This is a genomic window from Pseudoalteromonas piscicida (assembly GCF_000238315.3).
GTDB lineage: Bacteria > Pseudomonadota > Gammaproteobacteria > Enterobacterales > Alteromonadaceae > Pseudoalteromonas > Pseudoalteromonas piscicida.
Genome location: NZ_CP011925.1, coordinates 1,045,036 through 1,061,409, shown reverse-complemented (window position 1 = coordinate 1,061,409; position 16,374 = coordinate 1,045,036). Strand labels below are relative to the sequence as shown.

Genomic DNA, 16,374 nt, shown 5'->3' with positions numbered 1-16,374 from the left:
TTAACGATAATTACAACTATAGTGTGAGTTAATTTTAGGCGCAAATTGATTTATGCCAGTTTAGATCGAAATTAGGCTTACTACCGTATAGCCTTTCTTGTAAAATAATCCTATTAAAATGATAATCTAAGGAGCGTTAGGTGTCTCGCTTTTCAGCCATAACAGATAATCCCCATGAAGGCCGATTTAATTCCAAAACGGGTATTCTTATTACAAATTTAGGTAGCCCAGATGCACCAACGGCTAAAGCACTTAGAATTTATCTCGCGGAGTTTCTCTCCGATCCCCGTATTGTCGAAATTCCAAGACTAATTTGGTTAATGATTTTGCATGGCATAATTTTACGTGTTCGCCCTAAAAAGTCAGCACATGCCTATCAATCAATTTGGACCGATGAAGGCTCCCCTTTGATAACCATTAGTCGAGCGCAAACTGATAAAATAGAGAAGCAATTACGCAGTGAAGGTTTTGAAGACATCGAAGTTGAGCTTGCCATGCGCTATGGCAACCCGTCAATTGAATCAGGGCTTGAGAAGTTAAGAGATAAAGGCATCACACGAATTATCATCGTGCCGCTATATCCCCAATATTCCAGTGCAACGACAGGCTCAACCTTTGATCAGATCTCAAAGGTCCTAAGAGGTTGGCGCTGGGTACCTGAACTGCATTTTATTAATGGCTATCACAAACATCCGCTTTATATTGAATCTTTAGCTAATTCTATTAGAGAAGATCTTGAGGCAAATGGAGAGCCGGATAAATTGGTATTTTCATATCATGGCACACCAAAGCTATTTTTAGATAGAGGCGACCCGTATCACTGTTTTTGTCAGCAAACGACTCGCTTAGTCGTTGAAAAACTTAATCTTGATAAAGAAAAAGTGATGACGACCTTCCAAAGTCGTTTTGGTAAAGCTGAATGGTTGCAACCTTATACGGACAAAACACTCGAGAGTTTTCCGAGTCAAGGTATTAAAAATGTCGCTATTTTAAGCCCTGCTTTTAGTGCCGATTGCTTAGAAACGCTCGAAGAGTTAGAAGTTGAAAACCGTGAGGTATTTGAGTCTGCTGGCGGTGAAAAGTATCGCTATATTCCAGCACTAAACGACCGTGATGATCACATTAAAGCGATCATAGCGCTGATAAAACCACTGTTGTAATAAAGGCGCAGAAACAATCTGCTATTTCTGAGGTGTGATATCAAAATATCACACCTTTATTTTTCTAATGCACTTTGTGTTTGTTCAGCAAAAGCGTCTGTTGTGAGTAACTCAAGACAGGAATCTATTGGTTTTGCGGGACTGTAAAAGAATCCTTGAATGTGATGACAACCGAGCTCTCGTAATTTTTCGAGTTGAGTAAACTGCTCTACCCCTTCGGCTATCACACCAATTCCCAACTTATCACTGAGCTTAATGAGGCAGTCAATCATTACTTGTTTGTTGTAATCAGACATTAGGCTGTCGACAAAGCTCTTGTCTATTTTTAGGTAATCCACCTGATTTTCTATCAAGTTACTTAATGATGAATAGCCAGTACAAAAATCGTCAAGCGAAACCTTGATCCCATGCTCCCTCAGTTGATTAAGCGTTTTCCAAGTATAGCGATTTGTAGCAAGCGATTCGGTAACTTCAATGGTAATTGCTTCATACGGGATCTTGGCTTTTTCAATGGCAGAGGTGATTAGCTTCACCTGATTAATACTGGCTTTAAACTCACTAACAGAACGGTTAATAGAGATCCCAACCTCTGTAAAACCAGCTTGGTGGATTTTTGCTAAGTCTTGGCAGCTACGCTCAAGCACAAACTGTCCAACTAAATGAATAAGACCAAATTCTTCAGCGATAGGAATAAAAGTGCCAGGCGAAACCATGCCGTACTCATCGTCAAACCATCGCACTAGGGCTTCAAACTTTGTGATGTGGTTGGTATCAGCATTAACGATTGGTTGATAATAAACGGTAAGCGCTCCTTCTTTCAGTGCTTGTTTTAACTTGTCTTTAAGCTTTATTTTATTTAAATAGGCATTTTGAATTGCCGCATTGTGTAAGGCTACCTGTCCGCGCTCGGTCTTTTTCACGCTATTAAGTGCATGTGCTGCGTTTCTGAGTAAATTTGCTGCGGTGATCCGAGAGCCTGCTTCAAGCTGTGCAATGCCTGTAGAACAAGTGACTTCTATGGTAATTTCATTAAATACATAAGGCTGAGAAAGTTTCTGTGAGAGCTTTTGAGCAATCTTTAGCGCGCTTTCCACATCGCTGCGCGTAAGTAGTAACGCAAACTCGTCACCACCGTACCTTGCGATAATATCATTTTGGCGAACCGCATTTTTCAATCGTTTAGCTACAGAAATAAGTACCTTATCGCCAATCTCCGGACCAAAGACATCGTTGACTTCCTTGAACCTATCCAAGCCAATAAAAAGCAGTGAGCAACTGGTATTGTTACTTCTAGAACCCGATATTTGTTCTTCTAAGCGCTGCATAAAGCTACGGCGATTTAACAGCGCAGTTAATGGTTCATGGTTAGCGTAGAAGGTAAGTTGGGATTCATTACGCTTCCATTCGGTAATATCTCTAAAAATGCCGACGTAGTTAACGACTTTACCTTGCTCATCCTTCACCACGCTAAGTGTTAATTCTTCAGGATAAATCTGACCGTTCTTGCGACGGTTGTGGATCTCTCCTTTCCAGTGACCAACCGTACTCAACGATGCCCACATGGCTTCATAGAATGATTTATCTTGCTTACCAGATGATAGCACCGCAGGGTCTTGGCCTAATAATTCGTAGCCGGTATAACCCGTTAGTCGCTCAAAAGCACGATTCACCATAATGATTTTATTTTCATTGTTAGTGATCATGATGGCTTCTGTTGCATGCTCGAACACAACATTAGTGAGTTCGAGCTGTTTATTTAGCGATGAAATATAGCTAATATCTTGAATGGTCGCAGTGAATACAAGCTCATCGCTATGCTGCTCATCAGACTCTACTTGACCAATAATTCTTAATAACCCGTAGTGTTCGGTGCGAGAGGCCAACGAAACTTGTAAATCAACATGCCGAGTTCCACTTAGTCTGACTTTCTCTAAAGCTATCCGCAGTCGCTCACTATCTTCTATCGTAAGTTTATCTAGTAATAATGATAGAGAAAGAGAATCAGTTTTTGTCTTAAGTAGATGATTAAGATGAGAGGAAAAGTAGTGTTTGTTCTGTTTAAGTTGCCACGTCCAAGTGCATAAGTCCGCTATTTGCTCGCCTTTTGCAAGTTGTTTGAGCAAAATTCCTTGTTTGGTCAATTCTAAATTATGGCTTAGCTCCGTTGAGATCAGGTGTCCTAACTCTTGAAACCATAGTTTTTCTTCTAGGCTGACTTGTTTTTCTTTATTAAACAAACAGACCATGATTCCAATGGGTGTATGATCTAATGCTCGCAAGGTTAAACCAAGATAACCTTCTATGCTTAAAACGCGAAGGATCTCATCCTCTTCATAAAGTTGCTGTAAACCACTTGTGACGCAACATACATCATTGCTTGCTTTAGCATCAAAACAAGGTGTCCCTTCAAGGTCATAAATAATATTATCGACTTCTTTACCATTCGCGAGGTACATCACGGTCTTTACGCGCTTATCGTTATCGATAAACTTACCCACAAAACAATGATCCGCATCAAATCGTTCATACAACTGTTTCAATGCGAATTGATATCGCTGATTAGTAGATGTTAAATTGTAAAAATGGCTAAACGTTAAATTCATAGAAGTCTGTATGGCTCATTCCCGACCAAGATTTTTGTTTAATAAATAATAATAGCTTATTAAACTACATAGAATATAAATACAGATCAATAAATTTGCTTTGTGTTGAGAAATTGAGTCTAGTAAAGGCAAGATAGCGCCGATTGACGCTATCTGAGAAGAAAATTTGTTTATCTACAGTTGCGGTTGTACGTCCAAACCATAACCAAACATCACAGCGAGTACCAGTACAGTTGCCGCAGCGACCATGAGTTTAGCCATCAACGGCATACAAAATCTAAACCAATGTGTATAAGGAACGCCGGCCATACCGAGTATCCCCATTAATACCGCATTTGTTGGCACTATCATATTTGAGAAGCCATCACCAAACTGATACGCAAGTACCGCAACCTGTCTTGGTACACCAACTAAGTCGCCCACAGGCACCATCAATGGCATAGTCACATATGCCTGACCTGAGCCCGACGGAATAAACATATTTAAAAGCGTTTGGATAAGTAACATGCCAACGGCCGAAACTTCCGCAGCAACATAAGAAAGAGGAGTTGAAAGTCCATGTACAATCGTGTGAAGGATTTGACCATCTTCAAGAATAAGGGCAATACCACGAGCTACGCCAATTAGCACTGCAGTAGTGACCAAGTCTGAAACCCCTTCGATAAAACGATTTGCAGCTTCGTCTGCTGACAGTTTACCAAGAATTGAAATCACGACACCCCACGCAATAATTAAGCCACCTAGCTCGTATAAATACCACCCCTGAGTAGCAATTCCCCAAACTGCGCAAACAAGTGTCACAATAAAAGTAAGCAAAATGGTTCTATGACGACCGTTAAGCTGCGGATAGCTAGGCGCAGCTTGGCCTGCTAGTGGGCAAGGCACATCTTTCATCATCGAGTGTTCAGGATTTTGTTGTACCTTTTTGGTGTAGCTCCATACATGATGAAAGCCAATCAGTACAAATGGAACAAAAATAGCAAATCTTAACCATATACCTGAATAGACTGGTACTTCAGCAATTTGCTGGGCAATTAATACCGTAAATGGGTTGAATGCTGACACACCGTACCCAATACCGTAGCCCGCGATGATCATGCCAACGGCAGTCATGGCATCCAGCTTCATAGCCTTACAAAGCGCAACTAAAATCAGCACAAACGGAATGTATTCACCTGCAGTACCTATCGCACTTGACGCGATTGCAAAACAGAACACAACCATAAAAATCAGCTTTTGTGGTTTATCGCCATTCTTCTCAAGTAAGCGCCCGATCAACGCATCAACAGTGCCTGTTGCACGTGCAATTGCGAGTACACCACCCACTATCATCACAAAGAAAATAACGTCTTGCGCAGCAGCAAAAGCACGAGGAATAGCTTTTAACAGATCCCAAGGAGTAAGTTGAACAGATTCTTCTGCAATGTGGTAGGTACCCGCAAGTACAACTTGTCTGCCAGTATCAGTGGTTGCAGTATCAAAAAAGCCTTGTGGAATAATCCAGGTCGACAGCAATGCAATTAGCATCATACCTAGTAGCAGGACTAGTGTATGAGGAACTTTCAATGTTTTTGCCATGGAAAGTACAGCTCCAAATTAGGTAACGGTAAAAATTGCAACGCATCTTACCGATATTCGGAGCAGATTTCACTTTTTAATATCGAATTTCCAATTATGCTACATTGTGATTGGCTAAAACGGCATGTTCAACACGATTCCTGCCGTTTGCTTTCGCTTGGTATAGACTACGGTCCGCTAGTTTGAGTGCGTGATGCAAATCCTCAGAGCACAGCGGCCAATGAGAGACCCCAAGAGAAATAGTGATATGCCCGGCTTCACCAAACTCAGTTTCAGCGGTACATGCGCGCAGACGCTCTGCGATCCTATCTGCTTTGTCTATATCTACATGCGGTAGAAACATCAAAAACTCTTCACCACCACTACGACATAGGTGATCTTGTTCACGTGCATTAGTGCGCATCAGCTCGGCGAGTTTTCTGATCACCGCATCACCAACATCGTGGCCGTAAGTATCATTCACATGTTTAAAGTGATCGATATCAAGCGCAATAATGCTAAACGGGGTTTGCTGCTCATAGGCAGTCTCTAGCCACTTTTCCATTCCTCGTCTATTGAATAAATGAGTCAGCTGATCTTGCTTTCTCTCATCGTCAAAGCGTTGGATCTGTGCTCCTAAGTTCTGAACACTACTGTGCATTGCCTGATAAAGCCATGCTGCTTCATAATACCATGTGGATACGTGTGGAAAATCGATGTTTCTGCCATCTTCGACTTGTTCTGATAACTTAGCTAATCGCCATAAAGGCTTAGCAATTAAAGTTCCGAGTCCAAGCACACAAATCAACAAGAATACAGTAAACGGAATGGTCGTTTTTAAGACATGCTGCATGGTATTCGATAATTGTGACATCGTGACCTCTAATGGGCGTTGTGCCACGACCCCCCAACCACTTGTCGGTACTGAAGCATATCCAGCTAGCATTGCTACACCTTGGGTATTGACTATTTGGGCGGAACCTGAGGTTTTGCTGAGTAATGATTCAACGACCTCATTTTTGGTGACGTCTTGCCCAATGCGATGATCATCGTGATGATAAATGAGTTTACCGTTGGGCCCGGTAACATAAATATAGGTTTTGTCTTGGTGATGATGGTTTGCCAATAATCGGCCTAAAATATTGTCACCTTTAAGGTAAATCCCGGCAGCGATAAAACCTACGAATACCCCTTCTTGGTCAAACATTGGATGAGTTGGGCTCACCATCAAATTCCCAGCCGGCGAAACAAATGGACCCACAATAAAAGGGGCTTTTTCACGAAGTGGCGAAGTCTCTACTTCATTTTTGAGTGTAGCTCCTATCACACCAAGCGAACTTGGTTGAGCACCGATAATTTCACCTTTTGCGTTTACTAACACGATAGAGTCAAAACTATGTGTCCTTGTAAGCATTTGACTCAATTCTTTATTAACCACTTCAGGGTTATCTAGCTGCGTCGCAATGGTTTCGCTCGACGCTCTTAGTTGCATCAATACTGATTGTAAGAAGAGATCGGTAACATCTGCTAACTTAGTTGCATAGGCACGATTTGCCTCTAACGTATCTTTTACCATCACTTGTTTTTGCACTTGGTAGCTCGAAAACAATGCGTTTAGTAACGATGTAAATACGCATAATGTGGCAAGAATGAGTATCAGCTTTTTAAGGTCTAACCAATGTTTTGCTTTATTTATTTGTACCACTAAGAACTCTCTTTAATGTACTTCCATGACATTTTAGCTATTCGTTTGAGTAAAACAGTTAATCTATATCAAACTCTGGTCAGACCAATAACGAATTAGCACGTCCACATTCTGTGTGCCCGTATTATAACCACATGGTCAAAAATATTTAGTTTTTTGAACGGATTATTGGTATTGTCTCAGTTATCAGGTGTAAAATAATCTGAACATAAATACAGCGAAGTTCTTAATGAAGAAAAAGACTACCAATCCACTAGTTGGCCACTTTACACTTGCTTGCCTTGCGCTTGCGGCGATATGGATGTTCGTATCTGATAAAGATGCATTGCTTGTCCTTAATTCCTTGGTTCTTGTCTATATTGTATTTGCTTTAGCAAAACGGCTAATGAAGTCTTCCAATAAAAAGTAACTTACTCTACTCACCTAGTTCAGAGCTAAGTTACTCATTAGCCCTGAACATGATAGATAGCCTGTTTTACGGCCTAACCAGCTTTAATAGGTTTTCTCCCTTACTATCAAGCTCATTAAGTGGTTTAAGCCCCATAATGCGTGTAAGTGTTGGGTAAACTTCTAAATTGCTAGCTTGTTCTATCGTTACACCCGATTTAAAGGCGGGGCCACTTGCGACAAAAAATGCGGCCATATCAGGTGTTGCCTCATACCCATGCGTACCATAATAGCCTTGCTTGCCTTTTTGCATAAAGACAATTGGTGCTTTTGCCTGCAGGATAATGTCACCGATACGAGAAGACTCACCGCCATTTAGTTGCTGTTTTCGCTCACTATTCAACACCTCATAACGACCCTCCGCTTTTTCACGTAACTGCTGCACAAGCGTCTCTGTTTCAAGGACTTTATCACCTAACGCATAAAGTGATACCCTCGTTCCGCTATTTTTTATCGTCCAATCTTCAGGTATATCTAGCTCTTCGAGTATCACGGCTTTGCTTGGTTCTACACTTGCCATACCGTGGTCAGAAACGAGTACTAAGTTCACTTTAATTTTGTCCTTTTTCAAAGCTGCGACAAAATCTCCAATTAAGCCATCAACAAATTGTACTGCTTCTCTCGTTTTTTCATGGTCCGGTCCGTATCCATGACCCATTGTATCCACTAAAGAAAAATAGCTGGCAACAAACAATGGTTTTTCGCTTTTTGGTAATTTTAGCCAATTGTGTATTTCATTAAGACGATTCTTGTAATCGGCTTTCTTTGAATAATGATAGTAATAGTCAGGCGTCATACCATTGATTCTAGCGTCTGATTCTGGCCAAAAATAAGCGGCAGATTTATATCCATGCATTTTTACAAGATTCCATAAGGGAATACCACTTATCCACGAGCTATCGACTTTACCCATCCCCATCTTATAACACTCTTCACGCTTCTTATCGCAAAAGTAATTATCGACGATGCCATGATTGATTGGTTTTAAACCCGTAACAATAGACAGGTGATTTGGAAATGTCTTAGTCGGATATTGAGGCCATAGCTTGGTCGCGCGGACGCCCTGCTTCGCAAGATTTGCAATATTCTTTGCATCGTGTTTTTCAATGTAGTCCCATCTAAATCCATCGATGGAGATCAATATGGTTGTCGCGCGCTCAGCAAAAGCAGTGCAACTAACGATAGATAACGTGAAAAGGAGGATTCTTAGCATGTATAAATTCCCGTGTCATGTGAGTACCGCTGCAAAAGTAAGAGGCCGTGCAGCATAATCCGTGTGATTGCGGCCGCATTAAATCACAATGATTTGAAATTTATATTGATTTGCGGTCAGTGGATGGCAATTATAGATATTCGGGGAAGGTTAACTTTCACTATGTTGTAGTTGAGCTTAATTAATGCTTGATCTAAGTCAAAGTGACCTTTATATTAAAGTTTCAATAATTACTGAAAGTTTAAAACAATGAACTTATCACCAAAAATAGAAAATTTTGTACTTCATTGCGGCGGAATGGGAAGCCGTTGGGGTTTCAACAGAACTATAGGACAAATGGTTGGTTTGTTGGTTATTAATGAAAAACCATTAACAGCGAACGAAATCGCCGATGCATTAAAAATTTCACGTGGTAACGTGAGTATGGGAATAAAAGAATTGCAATCTTGGCAACTAGTTAAGGTGCATCATATTCCTGGCGACCGTAAAGAATACTACTCTCCAAACGGCTCTATTTGGGATCTCGCTAACCGCGTATTTGAAGAGAGAAGAAAAAGGGAAATCGACCCAACACTCACTCTACTTCGTGACCAAATCCTAGATAGCGCTAACTCACCAGAAGAAGTGTATGCACAGTAGCAAATGCAATCCATTCATGACCTACTTGAAACCGTCACTAAGTGGTCAGCGGAACTTCAACGCCTATCACCAGAGCAATTGCAATCGTTGATGAAGCTCGGTTCTTCTGTGAGTAAAGTAATAGATTTAAAGGATAAATTATTACGTAAGTCTTAAAGTGCGAGGTGCGTCATGCTTGATACGTTGTTGTTGTCGCGAATACAATTCGCAGCAAATATTAGTTTTCATATTCTCTTTCCCACGATAACCATCGCGTTAGCTTGGTTTCTGGCGTTTTTTAAACTCAAGTATGACCTAACCGAACACCCGGTTTGGTTAAGAGCTTATCGCTTTTGGGTCAAAATTTTTGCATTGACCTTTGCACTCGGCGTCGTAAGCGGCATTACTATGTCGTTCCAGTTTGGTACAAACTGGCCCGGCTTTATGGAGAAAGTCGGCAATATTGCAGGTCCCTTGCTCGGTTATGAAGTATTGACCGCATTTTTTATGGAAGCAACATTTTTAGGGATCATGCTGTTTGGCATGAAGCGCGTACCACCTAAAATACATACTTTAGCCACTTTTATCGTCGCCATAGGTACAACGCTTTCGGCATTTTGGATCCTGTCTTTGAATAGTTGGATGCAAACCCCGACGGGCTTTGAACTTAGAGACGGTATCGTATATCCCACGGACTGGTTTGAAGTTATTTTCAATCCTTCATTCGGTTATCGCTTCTTCCATATGTTATTAGCTAGTGCACTGACGGCCTCATTTTTGATAGCTGGTGTCAGTGCGTATCGGATGCTGAAAAACGATGAAAAACATGCCCCCAAAAAGGCGCTAACCGTTGCGTTAACCGTTGCGGCACTGCTTACTCCATTGCAAGCTTTTGTCGGCGATTTACACGGCCTAAATACACTAAAACACCAACCACAAAAAATTGCAGCAATGGAAGGGGTGTGGGAAACAGAAAAAGGTGCACCACTATTACTATTCGCAATTCCAAATGAGGAAGAAAGACGCAACGACTTTGCGCTCGGTATTCCTAACATGGCAAGTTTTATTCTTACCCACGACGTGAACGGTGAAATTAAAGGGCTTAATGAATTTAAAGGTGAACATCCACCTGTTAAGCCCGTCTTTTTCGGTTTTAGAATCATGGTTGGGATGGGAATGCTGATGATCTTAGTTGCGTTTGTCACTCGTTTTACATTATGGAAAAAGGGCGAGTTACCGAAGTGGCAACTGAAAGCGCTTGTTGCGATGACTTTCTCAGGCTGGGTGGCTACCCTCGCAGGCTGGTATGTCACAGAAATTGGCCGCCAACCTTATATCGTCAGTGGTATCTTAAGAGTTGAAGATGCAGTCACAACAATTGCCTCAGAAAACGTCTTATTTACACTCATTGGCTATCTGACGATATATGCAATCTTACTGTACGCTTATATTCGTACTTTGTTCCACACTGCTAGCAAATCTGTAGAAGTGGAAGAGTACGACATGAAGGAATTTGCTGAGGAGGTGACTCGTGTTTAATCCAGAATATCTATCTCTCATCTATGCCGGTTTGATGGCACTCGCAGTGCTTGTTTATGCAATATTAGATGGTTACGACCTTGGCGTTGGCATGATGATCCCGCTGGACGATAAAGAAACAGCAGACACTATGATAGCCTCTATCGGTCCATTTTGGGATGCTAATGAAACGTGGTTAGTTTTAGCTGTAGGCCTCGCATTTATCGCATTTCCTCAAGCCCATAGTATGATCTTGCAGGCGCTCTACATTCCTGTTGTGTTTTTACTCTTTGGCTTAATTATGCGTGGTGTCGCTTTTGATTTCAGAGCAAAAGCGAGAGTTAAACGCCAAAGGCGGTGGGACAAAGTATTTAAATTTGGGTCGCTACTCACCTCGTTTGCGCAAGGGTATATGCTGGGACTTTATGTCATAGGCTTTGAAAATACCCCTCTTGCCCATGCATTTGCGGTCTTTAGTGGAATTGGCGTTGTCTGCGCGTATGGCTTGATTGGTTCTGCATGGCTAATTATGAAGTGTGAAGGGCAATTGCAGCAAGATGCGATTAGCTGGTGCAAAAAATTTGCGAGAGTAGCCTTTGTTGGGGTGTTGCTCGTTTCTATCATCAACCCAGCGATTAATGAGTGGATCTATGAGCGTTGGTTTGACCTCCCGATGGCCTTAGTCGTATTACCAGCCCCGATTATTTGCTTGTCGCTCTTTGTAATTTTAGAACTTGTGTTACAGAAACTACCAAAGTCGCCGGATAATGGTGCTTGGTTACCGTTCCTGATTTCAGCATTTATCTTTGTGCTTTGCTTCTTCGGCTTAGTTTATAGCTTTTACCCATTTGTAGTGCCTGGCAAACTAACCATCTTCGAAGCGGTCGCTGACGCATCGGCTCTTACTTTCTTATTATATGGCGTAGTCATTGTGGTGCCGACCTTAATTGCATATACGTTATTTTCGTACCGAGTCTTTTGGGGCAAGGTTCAACCTTTGTCCTACTATTGACACTTGCATACATTAGCCCAACCAAAAGGCAGCGAGTTGGACGCTGCCTTTTTTATTGCTTTATGAATACTACTCGTCTTTGCTATATGTCTTTTTTGTTTACCGCAAATCTAATGCCTGCGAAGCAAGCTTTATCATCCAATAAATAGGCATAAAAAAGCCCGCTATTCGAGCGGGCTAAGTCTGACTTCGTGGCTAAATCTTTGGGTAACCTATTCTGTCAGATAAATATCCAACGCTTGAGGCAAAGTAATAAGATCTATTCCAATTCATTAAAGCCTTGTAATTGTCATAAGCCAAGTACATCCGGCCATTGGCGTCATCTGGCATCACTAATGCTGCTGTGATATTGACTTGTGGCAAGTCAGTGCCGTCCATTCTGCGAAGACCAAGCGCTTGCCACTCCTGCAATGAACGCTCTGATTTACGCCATTCACTAAGCCACTCTTTGTGTGATTTGGTGCCACGTTTTAAAATGTAGCTATTGTCAAAACCTTCAGGTAATTTAACTTGGCGACCCCAAGTCAGGTCATCGTTCCAGCCCACACTTTTCAGGTAATTGGCTATTGACGCAAAAGCATCTTCTTGTGTCGTCCAAATGTCTTTGCGACCATCTTTGTTATAATCAACGGCATAAGACGTAAATGAAGTTGGCATAAACTGAGTTTGACCCATTGCTCCTGCCCAAGATCCTTTGAAATCATCCAGACCGATGTGACCATCTCTTAAAATATCCAGCGCAGCCCACAACTGTCTTTTATACAAAGCTTCTCGACGACCATCAAAAGCAAGTGTCACTAACGCACTAATGACTGGATAGCCGCCTTGAATACGACCAAAGTTACTTTCAAGGCCCCACAGGGCAACAATAAACCGTGCCTGTACGCCATATTCTTTTGCTATTTTTTCTAAAGATTCTTGGTGTTCTTTGTAGAGTTTGCGGGCCTGTTGGATTTTCCATTCGGGGACGCGCTTGGGTAAATAAGTTTCTAGTGTTTCGACAATTTCTGGCTGGGACTTATCAGCCTTAATCACCTTTTCCTTAAATACTGCTGTTGCAAAAGCCTCATCAACTAATTGTTGTGTATAGCCCTTGTCAATCGCTTCTTGTTTTAGGTTTTTGAGGTATTCATCAAACTTCGCTTGAGTGTTAGCAAAGACTGATGTGGACAAGCAAACTGAGGCCACTAGTAGGGAAATTTTTTTTATCACGAATCTGTTACTCCGTTTTGCTTTCTAAATTCATCGAGCAAGCTTTCTGTATGCGGTGGAAGTTGCAAGTAAAACCCATCGTCAGTTAATTTTTGCTTAACCGTTTCAAGATCAGCAATTCCCAATTTTGTTCTTCTCGCAAGGTCAATAATCATGACATAGATAGGAGTGCCGAAAGTTTCCATTAACGGTGCAGGGACATTGGAAAAATCATCTCTTTTAGTTACAAAAAGATAGGTATCCGCTTTTTTTGGACTTTTGTATATGGCAGTGAGCATTATAAGCCTATAAATTCTTGCTAATCATGGGCGGTCACTATACCATGCTATTAGTAAGTTGTGGAAAGTTTTACTACGCGCTAAAGTCAGCTAGATAAGGCTTTAGCGGCGGTTGTAACAGAAATTTGAGTACATATGGCAAATCAAACATTCGAACTAAAAGGAAATCTATTTACACTCTCTGTGCTGCAGTTGTTTTCTTTAGATCTGACCAAGTTAAGGCAAGATCTTGATAGCAAAATTTCGCAAGCGCCTAAATTTTTTCAAGGTGCACCAATTGTAGTTAATTTAGCTGATGTTCAGGAGCAAACTGTAGAATTCAAAGAGTTAAAGCAAACACTGGTCGATTTACAACTCAATCCAGTGGGTGTGTGTAGCGGTACTCAAAGTCAGCACGACTTAGCCAAAGAAGCCGGGTTTTCTGTACTAAACTATTCAAGGGATGTGCAACCGAGTACCCCATCACAATCTCAAGCAGCAGAAGTAGTAGAAAAACAAGTTTATCTTCCTGCTCAAATTGTGAACGGAACGGTACGTAGTGGTCAGCAAATTTATGCTAAAGACCGTGATCTGATCGTGCTAGGTGCTGTAAGTCATGGTGCAGAAGTTATCGCCGATGGTAACGTGCACATTTACGGTACTTTACGTGGTCGTGCAATCGCAGGTGCGCAAGGCCAAGAAGACACGAGTATATTCTGTCAGCGCTTAGAAGCTGAGCTGGTGTCTATAAACGGGAGTTATTGGATCAGTGATTCACTGCAAGGTGAACACTGGGGTCAAGCTGCTCAAATAACACAACAAGACGAATCATTAAAAATTACAGCTTTGGTCAAAGGATAAATCAGATGGCAAAAATTATTGTCGTAACTTCAGGTAAAGGCGGTGTTGGTAAGACAACGTCAAGTGCAGCAATTGGTACTGGCTTAGCGCTAAAGGGTTATAAAACAGCCATTGTCGATTTTGATATTGGTCTTAGAAACCTCGACTTAATCATGGGATGCGAGCGTCGCGTTGTTTATGATTTTGTCAACGTTATCAACGGTGAAGCAAATCTAAATCAAGCATTGATTAAAGATAAACGCGTTGAAAAACTTTATATTCTTCCAGCTTCTCAGACTCGAGATAAAGACGCCCTCACTCGAGAAGGGGTTGAGCGTGTGCTAAATGAAATGAAAGAAGAATTTGATTTCATCATTTGCGACTCACCAGCGGGTATTGAAGCAGGCGCAATGATGGCATTGTACTTCGCTGATGAAGCCGTGGTAGCAACTAACCCTGAAGTTTCATCCGTTCGTGACTCAGATCGTATTTTAGGTATTCTACAAAGCAAGTCGAAGCGCGCTGAAATGGGCCTAGAGCCAGTTAAGGAACACCTATTGCTTACACGTTATAACCCAGAGCGTGTAGATAGCGGTGAAATGTTGTCGGTAGACGATGTTAAAGAAATTCTAGCGATTGACTTACTAGGTGTAATACCTGAATCAAAAGCAGTACTTAATGCGTCGAACTCAGGTCAACCGGTTATCTTAGACCAAGAGTCTGATGCAGGCCAAGCGTATAGCGATGCAATTAACCGCTTATTAGGTGAAGTCGTTGATTTCCGTTTCTTGCAAGTTGAGAAGAAAGGTATCTTCAAACGGATCTTTGGAGGGTAAAGTGTCATTACTAGATTATTTTCGTTCTGAGAAAAAAAATAGCGCATCATTAGCGAAAGAGCGACTGCAAATCATCGTTGCGCACGAGCGCTCAAAGCGTGGTACACCTGACTACTTACCACAACTTAAGCAAGACATCCTCGATGTTATTCGCAAATACGTAAAAGTAGATTCGGATGCCGTCAACGTCCAGTTTGAACAAAACGAGGATGATTTAGCAGTATTAGAATTGAACGTTACTCTACCTGATGATGAAAAGTAACAGTTTGAGTAAATGTAATAAGGGCTATTTCTATAGCCCTTATTTATTTCGTTTTGCCCATTCTAATTAAGCTGTCAAGGGGCTTTACATTGCCCTACTCTTTGCTTAATTATCCGAACTTCAGGTCACTTATTCTTATTTAAGGACAAAGTACCTTTGACCCTTTTTGCAGGCTTAGTATTGTGCTTTGGGCTTGACTTACGTTTGTTGTGACTGTGATTTTGTTCACCATTTCGCGTTTTTGGCTTAGGCTTAACGCTATTTTGTTTGTCGAGTTCAGTTGTTCTATCTTTGCTGTTATGCGCTCGCATATCTTGCTTTGGACGACCGACCTCACTAACTTCACTTCTAGGCTTATCATGCTGTTTTCCCGCACCAGCACCCGCTGATGCCTCTTGCGTTTTACTCGATGACTCTGTGGCGTGATTAATCGCTCGCATTTCGTTTTCGTTAAGGTGACGCCACTTACCAGAGCTAAGGCCAGTTAGATCGATATTCATTATCCGAATACGTTTAAGGTGTGTTACTTCAAATCCTAGATATTCACACATTCTGCGAATTTGACGATTTAAGCCTTGGGTCAACACAATGGTAAATGACTTAGCCCCGGTTTTACGAACTTTACAAGGCTTTGTGACAGTGCCAAGGATTGGAACACCTGAGGACATACGTTTTACAAAGCGCTCATCAATGGGCCTATCGACCACAACCTCATACTCTTTTTCATGGTTATTGCCGGCGCGAAGGATTTTATTGACCATATCGCCTTGGTTGGTCAAGAAAATTAATCCTTCGGATGGACGGTCTAAGCGACCAATTGGGAAAATACGCTCAGGATAGTTAATTGCACTGACAATATTACTTCTGATTTTACGCTCGGTGGTACAAGTTACACCAACAGGTTTATTATAAGCAATAAATACAGCCTTTGGCTTTGCTTTCAGAGGCTTACCATCAATGATGATAGTGTCAGCATCAGACACTTTGGTGCCCATTTCTGGTAGAATTCCATTTACTTTGACACGGCCTGAGGCGATTAAGTCATCAGCTTCTCGACGACTGCAGAATCCAGTTTCACTGATGTATTTATTGAGGCGCTTTTGCTCTGTCACGATACAACCACTTTGAGTAAAA

14 protein-coding genes and 1 pseudogene are annotated in these 16,374 nt (G+C 41.6%); 8 read left to right on the top strand and 7 right to left on the bottom strand.

Features of this window, described 5'->3' with window-relative positions; translation table 11 throughout:
- Positions 1-140: 140 nt before the first annotated feature.
- Positions 141-1,160 carry a ferrochelatase gene (hemH, locus tag PPIS_RS24050; RefSeq protein WP_010372927.1) on the top strand — a complete coding sequence of 340 codons (1,020 nt, stop codon included), beginning with the start codon at positions 141-143 and terminating at the stop codon, positions 1,158-1,160.
- Positions 1,161-1,216: 56 nt separating this feature from the next.
- On the opposite strand, the gene PPIS_RS24045 is transcribed toward hemH, so the two are convergent.
- The 3 genes from PPIS_RS24045 to PPIS_RS24035 all read right to left on the bottom strand — a co-directional run bounded on the left by PPIS_RS24045 (position 1,217) and on the right by PPIS_RS24035 (position 7,025).
- Entirely contained in the window at positions 1,217-3,763 is a 2,547-nt protein-coding gene (locus PPIS_RS24045) for a putative bifunctional diguanylate cyclase/phosphodiesterase (protein WP_010372930.1), read from the bottom strand.
- A 174-nt stretch (positions 3,764-3,937) separates the two neighbouring features.
- Positions 3,938-5,341, bottom strand: coding sequence for a YfcC family protein (locus PPIS_RS24040; protein WP_010372934.1), 1,404 nt, complete (start codon positions 5,339-5,341; stop codon positions 3,938-3,940).
- 94 nt (positions 5,342-5,435) lie between these two features.
- Complete coding sequence (locus tag PPIS_RS24035) at positions 5,436-7,025, bottom strand: sensor domain-containing diguanylate cyclase (protein WP_010372937.1); 1,590 nt, start codon at positions 7,023-7,025, stop codon at positions 5,436-5,438.
- A 229-nt stretch (positions 7,026-7,254) separates the two neighbouring features.
- Between PPIS_RS24035 and PPIS_RS24030 the strand changes: the two genes are divergently transcribed.
- Complete coding sequence (locus tag PPIS_RS24030) at positions 7,255-7,434, top strand: hypothetical protein (protein ID WP_017216777.1); 180 nt, start codon at positions 7,255-7,257, stop codon at positions 7,432-7,434.
- A 66-nt stretch (positions 7,435-7,500) separates the two neighbouring features.
- Here the strand turns inward: PPIS_RS24030 and PPIS_RS24025 are convergent, their stop codons facing one another.
- Positions 7,501-8,685 (bottom strand): alkaline phosphatase family protein, encoded by a 1,185-nt coding sequence (locus tag PPIS_RS24025; protein ID WP_010372940.1) that lies wholly within the window; start codon positions 8,683-8,685, stop codon positions 7,501-7,503.
- 249 nt (positions 8,686-8,934) lie between these two features.
- On the opposite strand from PPIS_RS24025, the pseudogene PPIS_RS24020 reads away from it, so the two are divergent.
- The 3 genes and pseudogenes from PPIS_RS24020 (at position 8,935) to PPIS_RS24010 (ending at position 11,833) form a co-directional block, all read left to right on the top strand.
- Positions 8,935-9,480, top strand: a pseudogene (locus tag PPIS_RS24020) (GbsR/MarR family transcriptional regulator).
- 15 nt (positions 9,481-9,495) lie between these two features.
- The gene (locus PPIS_RS24015) at positions 9,496-10,842 is read left to right on the top strand and encodes a cytochrome ubiquinol oxidase subunit I (RefSeq protein WP_010372946.1); all 1,347 of its coding nucleotides are present in this window, start codon (positions 9,496-9,498) and stop codon (positions 10,840-10,842) included.
- A complete protein-coding gene (locus PPIS_RS24010) occupies positions 10,835-11,833 on the top strand; it encodes a cytochrome d ubiquinol oxidase subunit II (RefSeq protein ID WP_010372949.1) in 999 nt (332 codons plus the stop codon). Before PPIS_RS24015 ends, PPIS_RS24010 begins: the two co-directional genes overlap by 8 nt.
- A gap of 195 nt (positions 11,834-12,028) precedes the next feature.
- On the opposite strand, the gene PPIS_RS24005 is transcribed toward PPIS_RS24010, so the two are convergent.
- Together PPIS_RS24005 and PPIS_RS24000 are read right to left on the bottom strand one after the other, a co-directional pair.
- On the bottom strand, positions 12,029-13,045 hold the full coding sequence (locus PPIS_RS24005) for a lytic murein transglycosylase (RefSeq protein WP_010372952.1): 1,017 nt from the start codon (positions 13,043-13,045) through the stop codon (positions 12,029-12,031).
- A complete protein-coding gene (locus PPIS_RS24000; protein ID WP_010372955.1) occupies positions 13,042-13,323 on the bottom strand; it encodes a YcgL domain-containing protein in 282 nt (93 codons plus the stop codon). The genes PPIS_RS24005 and PPIS_RS24000 overlap by 4 nt, the downstream gene beginning before the upstream one ends.
- 135 nt (positions 13,324-13,458) lie before the next feature.
- On the opposite strand from PPIS_RS24000, the gene minC reads away from it, so the two are divergent.
- From minC to minE, 3 genes are read left to right on the top strand one after another with little or no spacing between them, the layout of a single operon-like run.
- Positions 13,459-14,163: a septum site-determining protein MinC gene (minC, locus tag PPIS_RS23995; protein WP_010372958.1), complete on the top strand. Its 705-nt coding sequence runs from the start codon at positions 13,459-13,461 to the stop codon at positions 14,161-14,163.
- Between the two features lie 5 nt (positions 14,164-14,168).
- Positions 14,169-14,978, top strand: a complete 810-nt coding sequence (gene minD / locus PPIS_RS23990; protein ID WP_010372960.1) for a septum site-determining protein MinD — start codon at positions 14,169-14,171, stop codon at positions 14,976-14,978.
- A gap of 1 nt (position 14,979) precedes the next feature.
- The gene (gene minE / locus PPIS_RS23985) at positions 14,980-15,240 is read left to right on the top strand and encodes a cell division topological specificity factor MinE (RefSeq protein ID WP_010372964.1); all 261 of its coding nucleotides are present in this window, start codon (positions 14,980-14,982) and stop codon (positions 15,238-15,240) included.
- 125 nt (positions 15,241-15,365) lie between these two features.
- Here the strand turns inward: minE and rluF are convergent, their stop codons facing one another.
- Entirely contained in the window at positions 15,366-16,352 is a 987-nt protein-coding gene (rluF, locus tag PPIS_RS23980; RefSeq protein WP_010372967.1) for a 23S rRNA pseudouridine(2604) synthase RluF, read from the bottom strand.
- Positions 16,353-16,374 lie beyond the last annotated feature (22 nt).

Coding starts and splice junctions, on each gene's coding strand:
- PPIS_RS24045 (WP_010372930.1), bottom strand. CDS start 3,763: ATGAATTTAACGTTTAGCCATTTTTACAATTTAACATCTACTAATCAG.
- PPIS_RS24040 (WP_010372934.1), bottom strand. CDS start 5,341: ATGGCAAAAACATTGAAAGTTCCTCATACACTAGTCCTGCTACTAGGT.
- PPIS_RS24030 (WP_017216777.1), top strand. CDS start 7,255: ATGAAGAAAAAGACTACCAATCCACTAGTTGGCCACTTTACACTTGCT.
- PPIS_RS24025 (WP_010372940.1), bottom strand. CDS start 8,685: ATGCTAAGAATCCTCCTTTTCACGTTATCTATCGTTAGTTGCACTGCT.
- PPIS_RS24015 (WP_010372946.1), top strand. CDS start 9,496: ATGCTTGATACGTTGTTGTTGTCGCGAATACAATTCGCAGCAAATATT.
- PPIS_RS24000 (WP_010372955.1), bottom strand. CDS start 13,323: ATGCTCACTGCCATATACAAAAGTCCAAAAAAAGCGGATACCTATCTT.
- minC (WP_010372958.1), top strand. CDS start 13,459: ATGGCAAATCAAACATTCGAACTAAAAGGAAATCTATTTACACTCTCT.
- minD (WP_010372960.1), top strand. CDS start 14,169: ATGGCAAAAATTATTGTCGTAACTTCAGGTAAAGGCGGTGTTGGTAAG.